Source organism: Mycobacterium sp. (assembly GCF_047975165.1).
Taxonomy (GTDB): domain Bacteria; phylum Actinomycetota; class Actinomycetes; order Mycobacteriales; family Mycobacteriaceae; genus Mycobacterium.
This window is the reverse complement of the sequence record NZ_JBKECZ010000087.1, coordinates 40,951-63,090: the sequence shown is the minus strand read 5'-3', so window position 1 is coordinate 63,090 and position 22,140 is coordinate 40,951. Positions and strand designations below refer to the sequence as shown.

General features: G+C 66.8%; 17 protein-coding genes. 7 read left to right on the top strand and 10 right to left on the bottom strand.

Features of this window, described 5'->3' with window-relative positions:
- The first annotated feature begins 46 nt into the window (after positions 1-46).
- A complete protein-coding gene (locus ACK5M9_RS08815; protein ID WP_416892790.1) occupies positions 47-3,379 on the top strand; it encodes a protein kinase domain-containing protein in 3,333 nt (1,110 codons plus the stop codon).
- 605 nt (positions 3,380-3,984) lie between these two features.
- On the opposite strand, the gene ACK5M9_RS08810 is transcribed toward ACK5M9_RS08815, so the two are convergent.
- The 3 genes from ACK5M9_RS08810 to ACK5M9_RS08800 form a co-directional block, all read right to left on the bottom strand.
- Positions 3,985-4,194: a hypothetical protein gene (locus ACK5M9_RS08810; protein ID WP_416892789.1), complete on the bottom strand. Its 210-nt coding sequence runs from the start codon at positions 4,192-4,194 to the stop codon at positions 3,985-3,987.
- 423 nt (positions 4,195-4,617) lie between these two features.
- Complete coding sequence (locus tag ACK5M9_RS08805) at positions 4,618-5,094, bottom strand: DUF2231 domain-containing protein (protein WP_416892788.1); 477 nt, start codon at positions 5,092-5,094, stop codon at positions 4,618-4,620.
- A 5-nt stretch (positions 5,095-5,099) separates the two neighbouring features.
- Positions 5,100-7,289: an elongation factor G-like protein EF-G2 gene (locus tag ACK5M9_RS08800; protein WP_416892787.1), complete on the bottom strand. Its 2,190-nt coding sequence runs from the start codon at positions 7,287-7,289 to the stop codon at positions 5,100-5,102.
- Between the two features lie 431 nt (positions 7,290-7,720).
- Here ACK5M9_RS08800 and ACK5M9_RS08795 point away from each other — a divergent pair, with 431 nt between their 5' ends.
- Both ACK5M9_RS08795 and ACK5M9_RS08790 read left to right on the top strand, forming a co-directional pair.
- Complete coding sequence (locus ACK5M9_RS08795; RefSeq protein WP_416892786.1) at positions 7,721-8,767, top strand: S1C family serine protease; 1,047 nt, start codon at positions 7,721-7,723, stop codon at positions 8,765-8,767.
- A 46-nt stretch (positions 8,768-8,813) separates the two neighbouring features.
- Positions 8,814-9,494, top strand: a complete 681-nt coding sequence (locus tag ACK5M9_RS08790) for a YoaK family protein (protein WP_416892785.1) — start codon at positions 8,814-8,816, stop codon at positions 9,492-9,494.
- 34 nt (positions 9,495-9,528) lie between these two features.
- Here the strand turns inward: ACK5M9_RS08790 and ag85C are convergent, their stop codons facing one another.
- From ag85C to ACK5M9_RS08770, 4 genes are all read right to left on the bottom strand, one after another.
- On the bottom strand, positions 9,529-10,590 hold the full coding sequence (gene ag85C, locus ACK5M9_RS08785) for a diacylglycerol acyltransferase/mycolyltransferase Ag85C (RefSeq protein ID WP_416892847.1): 1,062 nt from the start codon (positions 10,588-10,590) through the stop codon (positions 9,529-9,531).
- A 248-nt stretch (positions 10,591-10,838) separates the two neighbouring features.
- Complete coding sequence (locus ACK5M9_RS08780) at positions 10,839-12,431, bottom strand: AMP-binding protein (protein WP_416892784.1); 1,593 nt, start codon at positions 12,429-12,431, stop codon at positions 10,839-10,841.
- Complete coding sequence (locus ACK5M9_RS08775; protein WP_416892783.1) at positions 12,428-13,330, bottom strand: SDR family NAD(P)-dependent oxidoreductase; 903 nt, start codon at positions 13,328-13,330, stop codon at positions 12,428-12,430. The genes ACK5M9_RS08780 and ACK5M9_RS08775 overlap by 4 nt, the downstream gene beginning before the upstream one ends.
- 275 nt (positions 13,331-13,605) lie before the next feature.
- Positions 13,606-14,538: an oxygenase MpaB family protein gene (locus tag ACK5M9_RS08770; RefSeq protein WP_416892782.1), complete on the bottom strand. Its 933-nt coding sequence runs from the start codon at positions 14,536-14,538 to the stop codon at positions 13,606-13,608.
- Between the two features lie 222 nt (positions 14,539-14,760).
- Here ACK5M9_RS08770 and ACK5M9_RS08765 point away from each other — a divergent pair, with 222 nt between their 5' ends.
- The 3 genes from ACK5M9_RS08765 (at position 14,761) to ACK5M9_RS08755 (ending at position 18,060) form a co-directional block, all read left to right on the top strand.
- Positions 14,761-15,363, top strand: a complete 603-nt coding sequence (locus ACK5M9_RS08765; RefSeq protein ID WP_416892781.1) for a TetR/AcrR family transcriptional regulator — start codon at positions 14,761-14,763, stop codon at positions 15,361-15,363.
- Between the two features lie 223 nt (positions 15,364-15,586).
- Positions 15,587-17,836 carry a heavy metal translocating P-type ATPase gene (locus ACK5M9_RS08760; RefSeq protein ID WP_416892780.1) on the top strand — a complete coding sequence of 750 codons (2,250 nt, stop codon included), beginning with the start codon at positions 15,587-15,589 and terminating at the stop codon, positions 17,834-17,836.
- 26 nt (positions 17,837-17,862) lie between these two features.
- The gene (locus ACK5M9_RS08755; RefSeq protein ID WP_416892779.1) at positions 17,863-18,060 is read left to right on the top strand and encodes a heavy-metal-associated domain-containing protein; all 198 of its coding nucleotides are present in this window, start codon (positions 17,863-17,865) and stop codon (positions 18,058-18,060) included.
- 172 nt (positions 18,061-18,232) lie between these two features.
- Here the strand turns inward: ACK5M9_RS08755 and ACK5M9_RS08750 are convergent, their stop codons facing one another.
- Positions 18,233-20,191, bottom strand: coding sequence for a cytochrome c oxidase assembly protein (locus ACK5M9_RS08750; RefSeq protein WP_416892846.1), 1,959 nt, complete (start codon positions 20,189-20,191; stop codon positions 18,233-18,235).
- 97 nt (positions 20,192-20,288) lie between these two features.
- Between ACK5M9_RS08750 and ACK5M9_RS08745 the strand changes: the two genes are divergently transcribed.
- The gene (locus ACK5M9_RS08745; protein WP_416892778.1) at positions 20,289-20,969 is read left to right on the top strand and encodes a DUF5134 domain-containing protein; all 681 of its coding nucleotides are present in this window, start codon (positions 20,289-20,291) and stop codon (positions 20,967-20,969) included.
- A gap of 3 nt (positions 20,970-20,972) precedes the next feature.
- On the opposite strand, the gene ACK5M9_RS08740 is transcribed toward ACK5M9_RS08745, so the two are convergent.
- Positions 20,973-21,779, bottom strand: coding sequence for an SDR family NAD(P)-dependent oxidoreductase (locus ACK5M9_RS08740; RefSeq protein WP_416892777.1), 807 nt, complete (start codon positions 21,777-21,779; stop codon positions 20,973-20,975).
- Between the two features lie 56 nt (positions 21,780-21,835).
- Positions 21,836-22,039, bottom strand: coding sequence for a hypothetical protein (locus ACK5M9_RS08735; RefSeq protein ID WP_416892776.1), 204 nt, complete (start codon positions 22,037-22,039; stop codon positions 21,836-21,838).
- Between the last annotated feature and the right edge of the window lie 101 nt (positions 22,040-22,140).

The window sequence follows — 22,140 nt, the reverse complement described above, 5'->3', positions numbered from 1 at the left end:
TGACAGTGGTGGTGGAAAGCCTCACGGCAAGAGATAGTGGCCGTCGATGACCGACGTCGATCCCCTTGAGACACGCCGGGACCAAGTCACGGATATTCCCGCGGAACTATGGCGGGCGGGCTTTGAAGACGTCGAGGAGATCGGGCGTGGTGGGTTCGGCGTGGTGTACCGCTGCGCCCAGCCGTCGCTGGACCGAGCCGTTGCCGTGAAGGTGTTGACCACCGACCTTGACCCGGACAATCTCGACCGCTTCGTGCGTGAACAGCGCGCGATGGGTCGCCTTTCCGGACACCCGCACATCATGAACGTGTTGCAGGTAGGCGTGTTGGCGAGCGGCCGTCCTTTCATCGTGATGCCCTACTACGTCAAGAACTCGTTGCAGGTTCTGGTCCGACGGCACGGGCCTCTTGGTTGGCGCGAGACGCTCACCATAGGGGTCAAGCTCGCTGGTGCCCTGGATGCCGCGCACCGCGCCGGCACACTGCATCGCGACGTGAAACCCGGGAACGTTCTAGTGACCGATTACGGGGAACCGCAATTGACCGACTTCGGGATTGCCAGAATCGCCGGCGGTTTCGAGACGGCGACGGGGGTGATCGCCGGGTCGCCGGCCTACACCGCGCCCGAAGTGCTCGAAGGGAGATCGTCCACACCGGCATCGGACGTGTATTCACTGGGCGCGACCTTGTTCTGTCTGCTGACCGGTCATGCCGTGTACGAGCGGCGCAGTGGCGAGCAGGTAGTGGCCCAGTTTCTACGGGTGACCTCGCAGGACCTCCCGGACCTGGACGTAGCGGGACTGCCGGCTGACGTGGCAGCGATCATCGCACGGGCCATGGCTCGGGATCCGGCGGAAAGGCCCGCGAGCGCCGCGGAATTCGGTGACGAGTTGCGCGAAGTTCAACAACGCAACGGCCTCACCGTGGACGATATGCCACGTCCCGTCGAACTCGGTGTGGAGCGTCAAAAGTCGTCCGGAACCCACCCGTTTCAGCGTAATCGCGACGCGGCCTCGACTTTCGAAACGCCCCCGACACCCGCGACGAAGTACCGGCCCTCCGTCCCTACCAGGTCGCTGGTTGCCCGTGGCCGACTCCTCGATGTCCTGCGGGGAGGCGGACGCCGGCGGTTGGTTCTGATGCACGCGCCTTCAGGTTTCGGCAAGAGCACGCTGGCGGCGCAATGGCGTGACGAACTCGCGAGCGACGATATCGCTGTCTCCTGGTTGACGGTCGACGACGACGACAACAACGCGGTGTGGTTTCTGGCGCACCTACTCGAGTCGATTCGGCGGGTTCGTCCCGCTGTAGCCGAGTCCTTCGGGCAGCTGCTCGAAGAATACGGAGATGACGCATGTCGCTATGTTTTGACCGCTCTCGTCGACGAAATCCACGAAAAGGACGAAGCGCTCACGGTGGTGATCGACGACTGGCAGCGCGTAACGGACAGTCAAACCACAGCCGCCCTTGGCTTCCTGTTGGACAACGGATGTGACCATCTGCAGGTCATCGTCACCAGCTGGTCCCGTGCCGGATTGCCGTTGGGCAAGTTGCGGATTCGCGATGAAGTTATCGAGATCGACTCCGGTGCATTGCGTTTCAATACTGACGAGGCGGCGTCATTGCTCAACGATGTAGGGGGTCTACAGTTGTCGCGCGGCGACGTGGAGGCCTTGACCGCATCGACCGACGGCTGGGCCGCAGCCCTGCAGCTGGCCACGTTGTCGCTTCGCGGCGGCGGTGATGCCGGCAGCCTGCTGCGTCAACTTTGCGGTTCCAGCGACGTGATCCGAGAATTCTTGGGCGAGAACGTATTGGATATTCTAGACGGCGATCTGCGTGAGTTCCTGTTGGCGACATCCGTCACCGAGCGGACCTGCGCCGGCCTCGCCTCCGCGCTGGCCGGCGTGACGAACGGGCAGGCCTGGCTGGAAGACGTCGAACAGCGCGGCTTGTTCCTGCAGCGGATCGATGACGATCTGCAGTGGTTTCGCTTCCACCAGATGTTCGCCGATTTCTTGCGCCGTCGCCACGAACGTGATCGACCAGAACGCGTTGTAGAGCTTCACCGTGCAGCATCGACCTGGTTTGTCGAGAACGGCTACCTCAACGAGGCCGTTGACCACGCGCTGGCCGCCGGCGATCCCACTCGTGCCGTAGAGCTTGTCGAGCAAGATGAGACCAACCTGCTAGAGCAATCGAAGATGACAACGCTACTCGGGATTGTGAAGAAGCTGCCCCAGCAGTTGGTGGTTCCGCGGCCCAGGATCCAACTCGTAATAGCCTGGGCAAACATCCTTTTGCAGCGTTCTGTGCGCGCGGACAGCGCGCTCGACCGCTTCGCAGCGGCCTTGGGCCGCGCCGACCTTCCCGACGCGATGCGTGCGGATCTGCGAACCGAGGCTGACGTGCTGCGGGCGGTCGCCGACGCCCTGGCCGATCGGGTCGAGCGGATAGACGAACTGGTCGCCGAGGCGATGTCGAGGCCGAACTCCTTGCATCCACGGGTTCCCGCGTCCGCGGGGACCGTCGCGGCGTTCGCGGCCATCTGTCGTTTCGACTTCGGTGCCGCCGACCAGTTGCTTGACTGGGCCGCGCCCTATCAGGAAATCATGGGACCGTTCTCCGCCGTCTACGGGCACTGCTACCGGAGTATGGCGGCAAGGCATCGGCTCGATATTCCGGCGGCGCTGGAGAACTGCCGCGCGGCACTCGAGATTGCCAACGGAATCGGATCGCACTCCCACGCGGCCCGGCTGGCGGGATCGTTTCTTGGCGAATTGCTCTACGAGACCGGTGATTTGGTTGAAGCCGCGCGTCTCTTGGACGACAGCTTTTTCCTCGGGTCCGACGGTGGCGGGGTGGACTACCTGGCCGCCGGGTATGTGATCGGTGCACGGATCAAGGCGGGGGAGGGAAATCTCGGTCTTGCGGCTGACCGTCTTTCCGCCGGTTCCAAGGCGGCAGTTCACCTCCGGCTGCCTCGACTTGCCGCCCGGATCAACAACGAGCGCATCCGGCTGGGCATCGGTATCCCGCCCGTGGTTGCCGCCGAATTACTCTCGCCCCGCACAATTCCCCGCGACAGTGGGATCGCCACAATGACGGCCGAACTCAACGAGGACTCCGCCGTGCGACTACTTTCGGGGAGCGCAGCTGCTGATGACCGCGAGCAAGCGTGCCGACGGGCGACCGATCTGATCGCTGCGATCGATGGCGAGCGTCGACCGTTGGCGGCGCTGAATGCGCACGTGCTCCGCATCGAAGCCTTCACGGCCGTTGGCCGGGGAGACGACGCTCGTGTCGCACTGGGTCCGATCGCCGCGCAGTGCGCCCAGCTCGGGCTGTCACGTCTGCTTGTCGATGCTGGTCTCACATAGTGAGACCAACTGCTCACCAGAACATCCGGCGTGTAGGCCGGCGTCGTGATGGCCCGCTCGCGTCGGCGCCGGCGTGCGTCGGAGACGGCGCCAACCGCGCTGACAGTCGCAGGGACGAGAATGGGGAACAAGATGATGAAGAGGACGATGGCGATCGAGAACATGCTTTGCTCAGCTTTCTCCGCGGGGCGGGAGGGTTGGTTGTGTGAATCGAGTCGCGAAAGATTCGCTCGGAGCAGGCGTTTCGGATGATGTGCCCGGTAGACACAGGATCGCCGACAATGCGGGTCTGAGTCTTGACAATCCTCGATAGGCTTTTGTCAGTTCCCGACACTGGCGTGCGATAGGGTTCAATCGATGCGCGTGCTGGTATCAGTTCCGACGTGGATGTCGTTTCCTCAGTAGTCCAAACCCGTGATCAGCTTGTATCGCCATATCGGCGCGCGGGAGCAGATGTGCCCTTCGGTGATCTGCTGCCCTCGCACGGCACCGAGATGGAGGGGTGGTTCTGGCGGCTATCCGATGCCCGAGAAGGACGGGTGGTGGTTGCGCTATGCAGTGAAAACCGCCATCCAGGGGGCAATCGGCCCACCGCGGCGATCGTCTTACACCCTGGCCAGGTGGTGTGGTCGACGGCCATAGACGGAGTACGCGCTGACCGCACTAGGTTCGCCATCGAGGCCGAAAGCGAGGTTGACCTCGTAGATGCGACTGGCGACCGGCTCAGGACGGTCATCGGAGACAGCGAGGTCGATCTGAAGTTCGACGACGGATTCCGGTGACCGAAAACCCTGGGCGGCGGGGAGTGTTCTCATCGGTCCCCTTCCTGAATCAGGATTGGCACCCCTACCGCTTGGGTGGGAAGGCGTCGGGAAAGGTCACCTGCGGCGACAAGCGCTGGACATTCGGTCAACTCCACCAGAAATCATCACCACCTGATCACCCGCCGAAAGGCCCTACCGGAGCACACAGGAAAAGCTGGACAGACCAGCCGATACCCCCTGCCCACAACCACTGCGACCAGCAACAGCCACCTCAGCACCGTTCCTCCGGGTCATTCGGTGGATCGAGGCTAAGCCGTCAGCCGCCGTTCGGGATCGGGACAGTTGGCATGTCCGCGCTGGTCAACCGTCTGCGTACGGCCTCACGACCACGACTTCGATCGTCGTCGCGGAGGCCACGGGTCAGGCTGTCGAGTGGGTGGTGTCACCCGGATTCGCGTGGCATCGCCGGGCGACTCAACGCTGCGCCGACGCCGTCGCCAGGCCCCCCCAGGCTGCGCGGGCGCCGGAATCCCCGACGCGGTAGGTCTGCACCAGGGTGGCCGCGGACGCGAGGATCACCAACACGCTGACCGCGATGTGCGCAGCGGGTTTGACGGTGCGGCCTCGGCTCACCCGCAGGCCTACGACTGCAAGCGCGGTCAGCGCGACCACCAGAGCCCCGATCACGTAGATCAGGATTTCACCGAGGCCCCGATGGTGCTCGATCTCCTGCGAGTTACCCAACCTGCCGGCCAGCCAGACACCCGAATTGATGGTCAGGGGCGTCACGATCAGGGTTATCGTCGCCAGCGTCAGGGCCAGCCAGATCAGCCGCCGCCGCGCTGCCGGCCACACCGCGCACACGACCCCCAGGATCGCGGCCAGCGGGCCGAGCACCACCACCAGGTGATTGAGCAGGATGTGGGCCGGAAGCCCGTCGACGGTCGACATGGCAACTATTGGCTCGCTTTGACCTTGGCCGCCGCGGATTCCGGCATCGGCTCGTAGCGCGTGAAGGAGCGGGTGAACGACGCGGCACCGTGGGCCAGCGAACGCAGGTCGACGGCATAGCGCGTCAATTCGACCTGAGGCACTTCGGCGTTGACCACGGTGCGGTCGTTGCCGGCGGTGTCGGTGCCCAGCACCCGGCCACGCCGCCCGGACAGGTCGCCCATCACGGCGCCGACGTAGTCGTCGGGGATCACCACCGAGATCTCGTCGATGGGTTCGAGCAGCACGACTTTCGTGGCTGCCGCGGCCTCGCGCAGCGCGAGCGAGCCGGCCATCTGGAACGCGAAGTCCGAGGAGTCGACGCTGTGCGCCTTGCCGTCGAGCAGCGTGACCCGCACGTCGACGACGGGGTAGCCGGCGTGCACGCCTTTTTCCATCTGTGCGCGCACACCCTTTTCGACGCTCGGAATGAACTGCCGCGGTACCGCACCGCCAACCACCTTGTCGAGGAACTCGAATCCCGATCCCTCCGGCAGCGGTTCGACTTCGATGTCGCACACCGCGTACTGACCGTGTCCGCCGGACTGCTTCACATGGCGGCCGTGACCTTTTGCCCTGCCCGCCAGGGTCTCTCGCAGTGGGACCCGCAGTTCGACGGTGTCCACGGTGACCCCGTACCGATTGGCCAACGCGTCGAGCACCACCCCGGCGTGCGCTTCGCCCATGCACCAGAGCACCACCTGGTGGGTCTCGGGATTCTGTTCGATCCGCAACGTCGGATCCTCGGCGGCCATCCGGCCCAGCCCGACCGACAGTTTGTCCTCGTCGGTTTTGGCGTGCGCCGCGATGGCGACCGGGAGCAGCGGGTCCGGCATGGTCCAAGGTCTGAGCACCAATGGTTCGGACTTGTCGGACAGGGTGTCGCCGGTTTCCGCGCGACTCAGCTTGCCGATCGCGCAGATGTCACCGGCCACCACCGTCGACGCCGGTCGCTGCTGCTTGCCGAGAGGGAACGACGGCGCACCGATTCGCTCGTCCTCGTCGTGGTCGGGGTGGCTGTGGCCGTGGCCGTGGCTGTGGCCGTGGCCGTCGCCGTCGGCGTCGCCGTCGCCGTCGCCGAAGAAAGCTGAGAAGTGACCCGACACGTGGACGGTCGCATCGGGCCTGATGGTGCCGGAGAACACCCGGACCAGACTGACCCGGCCCACGTAGGGATCCGACGTCGTCTTCACCACCTCGGCCAGCAGTGGCGCGTCGGCATCGCAGGTCAGCTCCTCGTGGGCGGCGCCCTGCGGGGTGAAGACCTCCGGGAGGGGATGTTCCATCGGGGACGGAAAACCCCGGGTGGCCACCTCCAGCAGTTCCAGCATTCCGACGCCACTGCTGCTGCACACCGGGATCACCGGGAAGAAGGACCCGCGTGCCACGGCCTTCTCTAGATCCTCGATGAGCACCGACTCGTCGATCGCTTCCCCGCCGAGGTAGCACTCCATCAGCGATTCGTCCTCGGACTCCTCGATGATGCCCTCGATCAGTGCGCCGCGCGCCTCCTGCATGCGCTCGGCTTCGGTCTCCGCGGGCGCGGATTCGGTCCGCTTCCGGTCACCATAGGTGTAGTGGACCTGCGAGAGCAGTCCGATCAAGCCGGCACCTCCGGCGTGCATGGTCGGCAGGTAGAGCGGAACGACTTTGTCGCCGAAGGTGCCCTGCGCGGCAGCCAACGCCTCCGGGTAGTTGGCGCGTGCGTGGTCGAGCTTGGTGATCACCACCGCACGCGGCATACCCACCTGGCTGCATTCCTGCCAGAGCAACTTGGTCGGTTCGTCCACACCTTCGTTGGCGGCGACAACGAACAGTGCGCAGTCCGCGGCGCGCAGGCCGGCGCGCAACTCGCCGACGAAGTCGGCGTATCCGGGGGTGTCGATGAGGTTGACCTTGATGCCGTTGTGCGCCAGCGACGCGACCGCCAGGCCCACCGAGCGTTGCTGCCGGATCTCGGCGTCGTCGAAGTCGCAGACGGTGCTGCCGTCGGCCACCGACCCCGGCCGAGACAGCACCTTGGCGGCCACCAGTAGCGCTTCGACCAGTGTGGTCTTGCCCCCGCCCGACGGCCCGACCAGGACGACGTTGCGAATGCCCGCGGGCGAGGTCGCGGACGGGGCCGCCGCCGGGGAACTACCTGCTCTGTCGCCCACGACGATCCTCCGGTTCTCCCCCCCGCCCCCTGGGGGGTCAGGCAAATCCGGGCTCCCCCGCCCACTCCGGCACACCACGTGATCCAGTCCACAGGATGCGGTAGCAACTTTTCCCCGAACGGGCGCCCAGCACAAGGGCCGGTGTCGGGGCCGGTATTGCGGCTGGCCCCGGGGGGCGGTGCTGGGCCGGTATTGGTCCTCCGCCGGGGCCAGCATGGGGCACCGATCCGGGCAGGACGGGCTCGGGCCCATTTCACACGAAGTTCCAGGAAACTCCAGGCGGGGTTCGTTCGTTGTATCTGCTGGCCACCGCAAAATTGTCGGGCTTTGGGTTTACGGTGGTAGCAGACACGGCGGGAGACAACGTCGCCGTCTATGACCCCGGACGGGGACCATTCGGTTATTCAGCCGACGCAGGAGGATTCACAGGGATGAGCAATTCGCGCCGCCGTACAGCGGGCTGGCTGGTGGCCGTGCTGGCCCTGGCCGGTTCCAGCCTGGCGATCCCGCCGGCACCAGCTCACGCCGCACCGGCCATCGATTTCCCGACGCTGCCGCTCGACCCCCTCACGATGGTCGCCCAGGTGGGCCCGCAGGTGGTCAACATCAACACCCGACTCGGCTACAACAACGCCGTCGGCGCCGGGACCGGCATCGTCATCGACTCCGACGGAGTCGTGCTGACCAACAACCACGTCATCGCCGGAGCCACCGACATCAGCGCGGTCAGCCTCGGCGACGGCCGCACCTACGGCGTCGACGTCCTCGGCTACGACCGCTCCCACGACATCGCCGTCCTGCACCTCCAAGGCGCCGACGGGCTGCCCTCCGCCGTGATCGGCGACGTCGTCGCCGTCGGCGATCCGGTGGTAGCGATGGGCAACACCGGTGGCCAGGGCGGCACGCCCCGTGCCCTGGCCGGCAAGGTGCTCGCCGTCGACCAGACCGTCCAGGCGTCCGATTCGCTGACCGGCGCCGAGGAGACGCTGACCGGATTGATCCAGTTCGATGCGCCGATTCAGCCCGGAGACTCCGGCGGTCCCGTGGTCAATGGTGGCGGGCAGGTGGTCGGGATGAACACAGCCGCGACCGAGAACTTCCAAATGTCCGGAGGCGGCCAAGGGTTCGCCATCCCGATCGGCACGGCGATGGGGATCGCCGACGACATCCGGTCCGGCACCGGTGGACCCACCGTTCACGTCGGCCCCACCGCCTTCCTCGGGCTCGGGGTCGTCGACAACAACGGCAGCGGCGCGCGTGTTCAGCGCGTCGTGGGCCACGCTCCGGCATCATTGGCGGGGATCACCCCCGGGGACGTGATCACCGCCCTGGACGACACGCGGATCGACTCGGCCACCGCGATGTCCGATGCGCTCATCGGCTACCACCCCAACGATGTGGTCACGATCCATTGGATCTCCAAGTTGGGGGTTCCACAGACCGAGAGAGTGACTCTGGCAGAGGGGCCGCCTGCCTGACCTCCTGTGTTACGGCACCGTGATACGGCTCTGAGAGCATGCTGGGGTGCAAAGGGAGATCTACGACAGCGAGGCGCGGTTGTCCTGGCTGCTGTCCGGGCTCGCCGGGATACTGGGGGCCACCGCGTTCACCCACTCTGCCGGATATTTCGTGACGTTCATGACCGGCAATGCTCAACGTGCCGTCCTGGGGGTGTTCCGTGACGACGTGGGGCTCTCCGTCAGCGCGGCGGCACTTCTACTGTGCTTTGTCACCGGTGTGATCGTCTCCTCGATATGCCGGCGAAGATTCTGGGTGGCCCATCCGCATGGCCCGACGGTGCTGACGACCTTCGCTCTGCTGTCTGCTGCCGGCATCGACATCGTCCTGGGCGGCTGGGAGGGATCGCCGCTGGACTTCGTGCCGATCATGTTTATCGTTTTCGGCGTCGGGGCGCTGAACACCTCCTTCGTCAAGGACGGCGAAGTGTCGGTGCCGTTGAGCTACGTGACCGGAACCATCGTCAAAATGGGCCAGGGCATCGAACGGCACCTGGCCGGCGGCAAGATCGAAGACTGGCTCGGCTATTTCCTGTCGCTGGCCAGTTTCATGTCGGGCGCCGCGGTCGGCGGTGCGATCAGCCGGGTGGTCAACGGAAGTCAGATGCTTGCCGCCGCCGCCGTCGCGTGCGCGCTGACCACCGGGTACACCTACCTGCACGCCGATCGGCGGGGTCTGCTCAATTAGCAGCCCCGCCGACGGATTCGGAGTTCGACGATGATCAGGTGGCCGGCGCGGCATCTGCCGCCGGAGCCTCCCCGGCCGCGGGGGCTGGGGCCGGGGGCGCGACGGGCGGCGGGGTGTTGACCGCGCTGAGCAATTGCAGCATGTCGGGCTTCATGGCGACCAATTGCTGGTTCCAGTAGTTCCACGAGTGCGTGCCGTTGTTGGGGAACTGGAACACCCCGTTGCGGCCACCGCTGGCGGTGTAGGTCTGCTGGAACTGCTGGTTGGTGCGCAGGGTGAGTCCCTCCAGGAACTTCGCCGGGATGTTGTCGCCACCGAGGTCGCTGGGATTGCCGTTGCCGCAGTAGACCCAGATCCGGGTGTTGTTGGCGACCAGCCGCGGGATCTGCAGCATCGGGTCGTTGCGCTTCCAGGCCGGGTCGGTGGACGGGCCCCACATGCTGTTGGCGTTGTAACCGCCCGCGTCGTTCATCGCCAGACCGATCATGGTGGGCCACCAGCCCTCGGACGGGTTGAGGAAGCCCGACAGCGACGCAGCATACGGGAACATCTGCGGGTAGTAGGCGGCCAGCACCATCGCCGAACCCCCGGACATCGACAGCCCCACAACAGCATTGCCGGTCGGTGCAACACCCTTGTTCGCCTGCAGGTAGGCCGGCATCTCACGGGTCAGGAAGGTCTCCCACTTGTAGGTGTAGTCCTGGCCGTTGCCGCGCGAAGGCTGGTACCAGTCGCTGTAGAAGCTGGATTGCCCGCCCACCGGCATCGCGACCGACAGCCCCGACTGGTAGAACTCCTCGAAAGCCGGCGTGTTGATGTCCCAGCCGCTGTAGTCATCCTGGGCCCGCAGGCCGTCCAGCAGGTACAGCGCGTGCGGACCGCCGCCCTGGAACTGCACTTTGATGTCGCGGCCCATCGCGGCCGACGGTATCTGCAGGTATTCCACGGGCAGGCCCGGCCGGGAAAACGCCCCCGCGGTCGCCGTGCCACCGGCGATGCTGACGAGACCGGTCAGCATCGCCGCGCCGGCGGCCGCGGCGGCCAGCCTGCGTGGCACGGTTGCCACTGCGGTAGCGAGCTTTTCAACGAACTTCATCGCTTGACTCATCCCGACCTCATCCCAAATCGTCATCTGCCGCACGCGGCGGTTCAATCTGTTCCGGGCGAGTGAAACACGAGGGGACAACGCGATCCCCGTGTCAGGGCCGTAGGCCAATGTCGCGGTTGACTAACGATCCGGAAACAGGGCTGAGACCCGCGGGCCGCCGGCCGCCGGCCGCCAGTGCGGGGCGCCGCCCCCCAAAAAAACCGCGAGCGTAACGTGGGAGCGAATTCCGGGGCGTTTTATCGCACTGACGTTACGCTCGCGACAGACGAGAGCTCTCGACGCACCGCTTTGCCCGCGGGATTGCGCGGAATGGTGTCGACAATGTTGATATCGCGGGGCTGTTCGAACCGGGACACTCTGCCCCGCAGGTATTCTCGCAGCGATCGAGCGTCGGTACCGGAATCCGGACGCAATACCACGAACGCGACCAGCCGGTTGCCGAACCGCTCGTCGGGCACACCGATCACGGCGTTCTCGGCTACATCGGGATGGCCCGACAGGGCGTTCTCCAGCGCACGCGGATAGACGTTCTCCCCACCCGAAAGGATCATGTCGTCTTCGCGTCCGACGATGTACAACCGGCCCTCGTCGTCGCGATAGCCCATGTCGCCGGTACCCACCATCCCGCTGACAACCGGTTTCCCGTCGCCGCCGGCATAGTGCTCCGAATTCAGGCCGCCGCCGACGAAGATGCGTCCGGTGACACGCGGGCCGACCCGCCGTCCGCAGCGGTCGTAGATGCGAACCGGGCAGCCGGCGACCGGCTTGCCCACCGTCTCCGGAAACCGCCGCAACTCCGAAGGAGTCGCCAACGAGCCGATGCCGACCTCGGTGGAACCGTAGAGGTTGAACAGCACCTCTCCGTAGGCGTCCATAAATCGGCGGGCCAGGGCCGGGCTCAGCCGGTCGCCACTGGATATCGCAACCCGAAGGCATGACAGCGGGTTGCGATCTCGTACCGGCGGCTCCAGGTCCAGGATCCGGGAAAGCATGATCGGCACCGCGCACATCGAGTCGGCCCGGTGCAGCGATGCCTGCGCCAGCGTTGTTTCGGCGTCGAAGCGCCGGTGGGTCAGTACGGTCCCACCCAGGCTCACGGTCAGTAGCAGCATGCCGAAGCCCAGGCTGTGAAACATCGGGGCCGCCATGGCCGTTCGGGTGCCCACACACAGTTTGGTGCGGTCGAGAAGGCTCGCTCCGACACCGAGGCCCCCGGTGATCATCGGGGTTCGCGACACCCCTTTGGGTAGGCCGGTGGTGCCCGAGGTCAGCAGGATGATTCGGCCGGATCGGGCGACGGCGGGCCGCTTGCCACCGGCAACGTTGAGCCGTTGCGGGTCGATGGTCGTGACGAACTCGGCCGTCCGGTCTAGCAATTGGACGAATTCATCGTCGCAGAGCACCGTGCGCACGCAGTGCGCCTCGAGTGCGCCGGCAAGGGCGTCGGCGGCGAATTCGGCGTTGACCAGCACAACGTCTGCCCCCACCAAAGCGGTGGCGAACACCGCCGCGACGAAATTCCGCCCGTTGCGGCACATGATCCCAACCGGTTGGCCCGGTCCGACGCCGTCATCGACCAGCGTGCGTGCCAGTGCCTCGGTCGTCGATTGCAGTTCGCGATAGCTGAGCACACCCTCGTCGTCGATGATCGCCGAGCGCTCCGGCCATCGCGCGGCCGAAATCGCGAGCAGTGTGTACAGGTTCACTCGGCCCCGGCCGGCCTCCCGCACCAACCGCAACACCGCCGGCGGGCCGGGCAGACCGAGCAGCCCCGACGACAACGCACCGCGAGTCGCCGCCGGCAGCACACTGTCAAACACAGCCATCATGCCCGCTCTCCGGTGTCCGAAGCGGCCCCGGCGGAATCCGCAGAAATCCTGCGGTGCCACAGCCGGGCCGCGATGTCCGCCGGCCCGGCCAGCAGGACCGATGCCAGTTCGGCGGGCCACAGCCACGGCGGCTCACTGGTGCGGGGTCGCTCGATGACCGCCTTGGCGACGGCGTCGGCCGCCTGGTCCGCGGTTAGACCCGGCAATCTCCCCAGCAGCGGGGTGGGCTCGATCATCCTGGTGCGCACCAGGGCGAAGTAGATCGTCGTGACGTCCACGCCGTCGCCGTGAAGTTCCGGGGCCACGCTGCGCAACCAACGGTCGAAAGCCCCTTTCGAAGCCTGGTACGCACCCCATTGGGGACCCGGTGCCACCCGCACCCCCACGCTGGACACGTTGACCACGTGTCCGCGTCCCGCCTCGCGCATCAGCGGCAGCAGCCCCAGGAGCAGCCAGATCGGCCCCAGATAGTTGACGTCGATGGTCCGCTGAAAATCGTGTGGCCGGTCGAACTGGTCGCGCAGCGACCGCCGCATCGATATACCCGCATTGCTCACCACGATGTCCAGCGCGCCATGGTCCTCGTTGATGTGCTTGGTCAGCTCGGTGACAGCGGCCTCATCGCTGAGATCGGCCGGGTAGGCGATCGCGGTTCCGCCGCCGGCGTTGATTGCGGCGGCCACCTCGTCCAGACGGTCTGTCGAACGGGCTACCAGCAGGACAGTCGCCCCGGCGGCGGCGAGCTTGCGCGCGGTCGCCTCACCTATGCCGTACGAGGCGCCGGTGATCAGGGCGGTCTTGCCGGATGCCGCCTTGCGCAGCCTGTCGGCGTCGGCGACCCGCGCGGGGTTGGCCAATCTGCTCACGGCCTGATCGAAAGCCTGCATCACCGGATTCATGGGCTGCGTTCCTCGTTGCGTGCCGTCCTATTGACCATGACTATGACCCATGGTCACCTTATCGTCTGATCGGCGGTTGTCAGCCGTTGCGGCCGGGCTGTCGCGCCGACTCCGATGCGAGCGCGAATCGGGGGGGCGGGGGCGGGGGCGGGGGCGGAGAGCGGCCCGGGGCCAGGGGCCAGCGGCCAGGGGCCAGGGGCCAGGCACGCGCCGGTTATGACGGCCGACGAAACCGGGCTGCGAACCCGCGCGGCCCACCCGGGCTGCGAAACCCGCTAAGCCGCCGGCGAGTTGTGCCGACGGCGTGGGTCGACCCCGACGCGCGCCCAGGCTTCGGTGGCCCAGGGTGTGTAGATGAAACGCACCGGCAGCTTGTTGATCAGCGGATTCGCCGCGCGCACGACGGCGGCGAAACGCTGGAACCGCTTCTCCTTCCGGTCGTTCCACTCCAAGTCGCACACCTCGCGCATCTGCGGCGGGCACGTCCCCACGACAACAAGGCGGGTGTAGGCGTTGACCGGAGCCGACAGGATCTTCCAGATCGGGCCCGGGATTCTGCGCGGGGCGGGAATGCCTTTGCGGATGTAGCCGGTGCCGTACAGGACCGTCTTGTGCGGAACGAACCGGTCGAGCATGCCGTCCCAGTAGGCGACGAATTCGTCGTAAGTCTGCGGCTGGCCGCGGTCGCTGACCCCGTAGAGGCGGAACCACACCCGGCTTTCCTGGAAGATCTGCTCCTTCTCCTCGTGCGTCAGCCGCCGGATGAAGGTGTCGGTGTTGTAGAGCACCTGGTCGATGAAGGTGGCGTGCGCCCAGTAGAACAGCTCCGGGTTGAGCGCGTGGTACCGCGAGCCGTCGCTGATGGAGCCCTTGATGTTCTTGTGGAAATCGCGAACGGTGCGGCCCCATCCGTGCGGGTCCTCGGAATAGACCGTCCTCATCAACGGCGGACCGGTCCGCTTCGCCCGGCCGATGGTGTCGCTGAAGACCACCGAGTGGTCGAGCACGCCCTGGCCGAGTTGTTCGATGCAGTTCTCGGTACCGGCGGTGCGCTGGAAGCCGAAGAGTTGGGTGCGGACGTCTCCGTAGAACTTCCAGATCAGCGAATCCGGGCCCAGCACGGGCGCGGACTCGTCGATCTCGTCAACCATCATCGGCTCCGCCTCGCGGATTCCGTCGGCGAAATCGAGTTGTTGTTCGGTAGTCATAGGGAACCCCCTGTGATCGGCCCGCATCGACTGTGACGCAGAGACACAAAACTGTGCCTTTGTTTCACGATAGGTTACGGGACCGGGCCGCACGATGCAATCGGTGTCGCGATTGGAGGTGATGACAGTCTGGTGGTGACAATCGTCGCGCCGAACGGCACGCTCGACCCCAAGGGATCACCAGGCGTCAGGACTCCCCCGGACCCGAAAGGACTCGCGCCCATGCCACCGAAGACAGGGCCCGAACCCGACACCGCCGACACCGAACCCGGTGATCTCGAACGCGTCATCCTCGATACGGCACGCACGGTCTTCGAAACCTACGGCGTTCGTCGGGCGAACATCGAGGACGTCGCCACCCGGGCCGGCGTCAGCCGCAGCACCATCTACCGCCGTTTCGCCAGCAAGGACGCGCTCTTGGAGGCTGTTGTGCGCCGCGAGGCCGAGAGCTTCTTCACCACCCTGGACCACGCCACCAAAGGCCGCAATCCGCAGGAAGCGGTGATCGAAGCGTTCGTTCTCGGGGTGCGCCTCGTCGAGGGGACGCCGCTGTATTCGCGCCTGGCGGCCAGTGAACCCGAATTGTTCGGCATGTTCTCGCGGTCGCAGGCATTCCCGATCGGGCAGTTCGCCGACGGAATCGCCTACACCCTTCGCCGTTGCGGCGCCCAGATGCCCGACACCGATCTGGCCAACATCGCCGAGATCCTGTTGCGCGTGGCCGTCGGCATCATCGTGTTTCCCACCGACCGCCTCGACACCTCGGACCAGCAGGCCGTCCGGGACTACGCCGCCCGCTACCTGGTCCCCATGATCGCCAGGTAGCCGGCCCGGCCGTGTCTTCGGCGCACCCCGGCCGCAGCCCGACCCCAGCCGCAGCCCGACCCCAGCCGCAGCCCGACCCCAGCCGCACCTCGGCCCCGGCCCCAGCCCCATACCAGCCCAAAGGGGCGGCCCGTCGCAAGTACGCTGGCCTTACGTTTCGGCGACCGGCTAGGCAGGCCCCCGGGAAGCCCCCGGAACGCCTGAGGAAGATCCGAGGAACACAGTGGCGATTCCGCTCGTGGAGAGCTCCGAGGGGAGTTCGACGCAGCGCATCCGGCTCGATGTCTCCGGCATGTCGTGCGCGGCCTGCGCAGCCCGTGTCGAAACGCGGCTCAACAAGGTGCCTGGTGTGCGCGCATCGGTCAACTACGCCACCCGCATCGCAACCATCGACGCCGCCGGCGTCACGGCCGCCGACCTGTGCGACACCGTGCAGCAGGCCGGATATCAGGCCGCTCCGCACGACGACTCCGCGGGCCGGAACCGGGCCGCGGCCGATCCCGACGCCGATCACGCGCGCAGTCTGCTGCGGCGACTACTGGTGGCCGCGGTGCTGTTCGTCCCCCTGGCCGACCTGTCGAACATGATGGCGATCGTCCCCTCCACCCGGTTCCCGGGCTGGGGATTCGTGCTGGCCGCCCTCGCGGCGCCGATAGTCACCTGGGCAGCCTGGCCGTTCCACTCCGTCGCGCTGCGCAATGCACGCCACCGGACGTCATCGATGGAGACGCTCATCTCGGTGGGCATCATCGCGGCCACCGGCTGGTCGCTGGCCACCGTCTTCGTCCCGAAACCGCCGCGGGAAACCCACGGAGTCTGGCAGGCGATCCTGCACAGCGACGCAATCTATCTGGAAGTCGCCGCCGGGGTCACCGTCTTCGTACTCGCCGGCCGCTACTTCGAGGCTCGCGCCAAGTCCAAGGCCGGGGGTGCGCTGCGCGCGCTGGCCGCACTGGGGGCAAAGGACGTCACGGTGCTGCTGCCCGACGGCGCGGAGTTGGAGATACCCGCCGGCGAACTCAAGAAGCGCCAGCGCTTCGTCACCCGTCCCGGCCAGACGATCGCCGCAGACGGCGTCGTCGTCGAGGGCACCGCGTCCATCGACACCAGCGCCATGACCGGTGAAGCCCAGGCTGTGCGCGTACGGCCCGAAGCCGCCGTGGTCGGTGGCACCGTCGTGCTGGACGGCCGCCTGATCATCGAGGCGACCGCTGTGGGCGCCGACACCCAATTCGCCGCGATGGTCCGCCTCGTCGAGGAGGCTCAGGCGCAGAAGGCGGGCGCCCAGCGTCTCGCCGACCGGATCTCCGCGGTGTTCGTGCCCACGGTCTTCGCCATTGCCGCGACGGCCGGTGCGGCCTGGCTGATCGCCGGCGCCGGCCCGGAACGCGCATTCTCGGTGACGCTCGGAGTCCTGGTGATCGCCTGCCCCTGCGCACTCGGCCTCGCCACCCCGACGGCGATGATGGTGGCCTCCGGGCGCGGCGCCCAGTTGGGCATCTTCATCAAGGGCTATCGGGCCTTGGAGACCGTCCACGGCATCGACACCGTGGTGTTCGACAAAACCGGGACATTGACCGTCGGCACGTTGACAGTGCGCGACGTCACCGCCGTCGAGGGATGCGACGTCGCCGAGGTCATGGCGTTCGCCTCGGCCGTCGAGGCCGCCTCCGAACACGCCATCGGCTCCGCGATCCTGGCGGCGTCCCCGGATCCGTTGCCGGTCACCGATTTTGCCGCGGTCGCCGGTTGCGGCGTGTCCGGAATCGTGGACGGCCACACCGTCGAGGTGGGAAAACCGTCCTGGATCACCCGGGCCGCCCCCGCCGACCCGAAACTGGATTCCGCCCGGGCCGAAGGCGAATCCCACGGCGAGACAGTCGTTTTCATTTCGGTAGACGCCCGGGTGTGCGCGGCGGTAGCGATCGCCGACGCCGTCAAGGACTCGGCCGCCGACGCGGTGGCCGCACTGCACCGCCGTGGGCTGCGAACACTGCTGCTCACCGGGGACAACCGCTTGGCCGCAGACGCCGTCGCATCCCGGTTGAGCATCGACGACGTCGTCGCCGACGTCTTGCCCGCGGGCAAAGTCGCTGAGGTGCAACGCCTGCGCGACGAAGGCGCAACAGTCGCGATGGTCGGAGACGGCATCAACGACGGGCCCGCCCTGGCCTCGGCCGATCTGGGATTAGCGATAGGCCGGGGCACCGACGTCGCGATCGGCGCCGCCGACATCATCCTGGTTCGCGACGATCTTGACATCGTGCCGCTATCCCTGGATCTGGCGCGGGCCACGATGCGGACCATCAAAATGAACATGGTCTGGGCCTTCGGGTACAACATCGCGGCGATACCGATAGCAGCTGCGGGTCTGCTCAACCCGTTGATCGCGGGGGCGGCAATGGCGTTCTCGTCGTTCTTCGTCGTGTCCAATAGTCTGCGACTACGCAACTTCGGCGCCGGAAAGGCTTGAAACTCATGGCAGAACAGACCTTTAACGTGGACGGACTTCACTGCGCGGGTTGCGTGGAGACCATCACCACCGCCCTGACGGCGTTGAAACCGGTCACCGGAGTCAGGATCGATCTCAACACCGACGGCACCTCGGCGGTGCACGTGTCGGCCAATGCCGAATTGACCCGCGAACAGGTGCAAGCGGCGTTGAAGGGCGAGGGTAACTTCACCGTTCTGGGTTGAGGACGGTGTTCTGGGTTGAGGACGGTCCCCGGCGGTCGAGGTGCGCCGGGCCCGGTCGCCGGTAGTGCGCGGTCGGCTGCCGGCCGCCCCGGCCCGCGCGGTATCACCTCGGCGGGCGGCGGGGCGGTCGACGAGGGTCCACGGCCGCCCCGGCCCGCGCGGTATCACCGGCTCAGCGGCGCATCCGGGACAGCTCGTGCAGCATCGCGTTGTACGCCTCCAGGTCGTCTTCGGCGTAATCGCTGTCCGCGTGCCGGTCGGCCCGGGTCGCAGCCCGGCGGTCCTGACGCGCCCACTGACTCACCAGAGCCACGATGACGATCAACACCGGCACCTCCGTCAAGCCCCAGGCGATGCCGCCGCCGAGGTGCTGGTCGGCGAGAAGATCCGGCACCCAGGGCAGTTCGATCGACCGGTAGAACGAGGTGCCGATCGGCGCGGCCATCGTCATCAGTGCGATACCGAAGAACGCGTGAAAAGGCATGACCGCGAACAGCAGGCCGATGCGTCCCGGGTACGGGAGCCGGCGCGGACCCGGGTCGATACCGATGATCGCCCAGTAGAAGAGGTAGCCGACCAACAGGAAATGGACGGTCATGAACTCGTGGCCCCAGTGGTAGCGGACCAGCGTGTCGAACAGCGAGGTGAAGTAGACGACGTAGGGCGATCCCACAAAGAGCACGAAGGCCACGATCGGATTCGACAGGAACGTCGTCACCCGCGAATGCAGGAGCCAGGTCACCCATTCGCGTGGCCCCGGCGGCTGCCCCTCGCCCACGGCCGGCAGCACCCGCAACGCCAACGTGACCGGGCCTCCGAGCACCAGCAGCACCGGGATGAACATGTTGAGGATCATGTGTTCGGTCATATGGATGCTGAACATCGCCGAACCGTAGGTCCGCAGGCCCGAACTGCTGGTGAACACCAGTGCCGCACAGCCGCAGAGCCAGGACACCAACCTCCCGGCCGGCCAGGCGGTGCCGCGTCGTCGCAACCGCAGGTAGCCCACCAGATAGGCGATCGCCAGCACAACGCCGCCGGTTCCGATGAAGGTGTCGAACCGCCACATGCTCAGCACGCCGAAGTAGGCCGGCGGCTGCGCCAGTTCGTAGCCCAGGTACACGTCCCAGCCGGTGAATCGGTGTGCGAGGAATCGCGGTGCGGTCTGCACGGCCATCGCGGCGATCGCCCCCAGGGCTGCCGTCATGGCCAAGCCGGCAACCGCCGGCAGCCTCTCGACCGTCCCCCGTGCGCCCGACCGCGGGACCCGCCCGAACAGGACCAGGCAGTCGACGAGCCACACCAACCCCACGACGGCCCCGGCGCCCAGACCGAGGCGAGCGAAGTCCGAATTCACCGACCAGCCCGGAACCAGCAGGTAGAGCAGTATCGCGCCGTAACTCAGCGCGAGCGCACCGCAGGCAACGTACAACACCTTTATGCCACCGGTCGACGCCACCGGGACGAGCGCCGAAACCATCTTCAGCCCGGCCATCGCGGTGACAGCGACGGCGAACACAATGGCCGAGCTTGTCGAGAAGTCGTGATCTGGACCCTGTCCCGGGTTTCCGGTCACCGCGGGCGCGACGACGGCGATGACGGCGGGACTGAGCAGCACCACGTGGCTGACCCAACGGGTACTGAACCGCAGCGTCACCGCTATCGGCAGCGTGAAGATCAGCACGACGATCCAGCCGCGGGCCATCTCCGAGACCCCGATGGCGTCGAACAGCGCCCCGCTGCCCAGCAGCGCGCGGAGTCCCACCCCGGCATCGTGTGCGGCCTGAACCACGGCCATGGCACCGGCCGCAATCAGCCAGATCAGCGAAATCCTTTCGGCCACAAGGTGTATGCGGAATGCCGCCGGGTCGAGCAATCCGTCCGCTTCGGGCTTGGCAGTGACCGCAACCGCGATCAGGGCGCCCATGCACAACGCACTCAGCAACATCATGACGAAGTATCCGACCGGTTCGGCCGCGCTCACGAACGCGCCGGGGAACGGATTGCCGCTCAGGGCATAGCGGGACGGCCCGGTCAGCAGGCCGTAGACCGCCACGGCGGCCGCAACCGCCAGGAACCCACCGGATAGCACCGCAGCCCGTCCCAACACCCCGCGGGCACCGCCGGCCAACGCGTCAGGCGCGCCAACCCTCCCGTCGTGGTCCACCCTTGCAGCTTACGACGGCCCACCGACATGCCCGCTGGTCTCACCCCCTAGTCTTGCCGGGATGATCCAGGACCTGCCGCTGCGTCTCGGGGTCACCGGGTTGTTCCTGCTGACCGCCGCGGGCTTCGTGGTCGTCTCCGACCGCCGATCCCGCAGGTCGATGATCGGCAACGGATTGCACGTCGTCATGGCGCTTGGCATGGCGGTGATGGCCTGGCCGGCCGGTCTGCGAGTGCCCGAGGTCCCGGCCGAGATCTTCTTTCTGGCTGCAGCGGCGTGGTTCGCCGGGACGGCCGCTGCTGCGGCCCACCCCGGGGTGGCGTGGCTGAAATGCGGTTATCACGTGGCGATGATGCTGGCGATGGCCTGGATGTACGCCGTGATGGGCGGCCAACTGGTGCCGGCGGGATCGGGTCCGCAGGGCGCGCACGGGTCGCGCGGGGCGCACGGGTCGGCGCCTGAAACGAGCATGCCGGGGACGCACCCGCCCGGGATGGACGTGGCGGGGAAGCACATGCCCGGGGCGCACGACTCGGCGCACGGCGCCGCCCAGGGTTGGGTGGGCGCCGGAAACTGGTTCTGGACCATCCTTTTCGCCGCGGCCGTCGCCGTCTGGGGAAATCGGTTCGTCAGCCGGCGCCGGGAAACGGGACGGTGGCGAAGCGGGGCGGTCGAGGCGCTTCAGGCGATGATGGCCGCCGGCATGGCAATCATGTTCGGCATCATGGTGTTTCAGCCCTGAAACTCACTGACGTTTCATCGCCGGGTGCACGCGGGACAGCAGTGGAAGCAGCCACTCCGGCGGCACCACCCGGGAAAAGGACGACGTCACCCGGTTCGCCCAGCCGGGAACCACGACGGCCTCCCCTTTCGCCAACCCGTCGATGCCGGCTTGGGCGACCTCATCGGCGGGTTTCCACATGATCCGCGGGAGCGCCGCGTCGGCTTCCTGCTCGGTGAATCCCGCGGTGTCGGTGAACCGAGTGGCCACCGGCCCGGGGCACAGCGCGGTGACGGACACGCCGGTTCCCCGCAGTTCACCGCGCAGGCTATGGGTGTAGGACAAGACGAATGCCTTCGCCGCACCGTAGGCGGCCTGCCCCGGCAACGGGCTGAACGCTGCCGTCGACGCCACGTTCAGGATGGCGCCGCGTTTGCGCTCGACCATTCCGGGCAGGAACCTGCTGCACAGGTCGACGACTGTCGCGACATCCACCTCCACCAGGTTGAGTTCCCGCTCGGGGTCGGCCTTGGCGACAACTCCCAGCGTGGACAACCCGGCGTTGTTGACCAGGATTTCGGGCACCAGACCGAGCTCGGCAACGCGGGACGGTAGGTCCCTGCGCGCTGCGCGGTCGGACAGGTCGGCGGGCAAGACGTGGGCTTGTGGCCCCAGTCGGCCACCGATCTCGGCGAGACGATCGGCGCTGCGGGCTATCAGCACAACCTGATAGCCCTGCTTGGTGAGTATGTGCGCGAACTGCTCGCCGATTCCCGATGACGCACCGGTGACGAGAGCCGCGCAATCGTGTGCTGGTTCAGGGAGCGCCATGAGTCGACGGTACCCGCTGGCCCACCGACACCCAATAGCTGCCGCCGACGCGCGGGTCAGCAGCGCTCGATACCCGGCTCCATCAGGATCCCCGACTGCGTCGGGCACGACGTCGGCGACCGGTGGCGCGGACCGGGTATCCGGCGCGGTGTCCGTGCGCGCAGCATTGCATCCACGGCATGTCCGGCACGCGCCCTCATCGGCAAGAGGATGTCGACACCCAGGGGACTCTTGTTGATCCAACTCTGCATGGTGGTCACAGTTTATCCTTTCCGGCTGCGACGGGCATTGATGGAATTGGGTTGAACTGGTCACTCGTATTCGTACAGGCGGTCAATGAAACGTTGTCCAGCTCAATTAG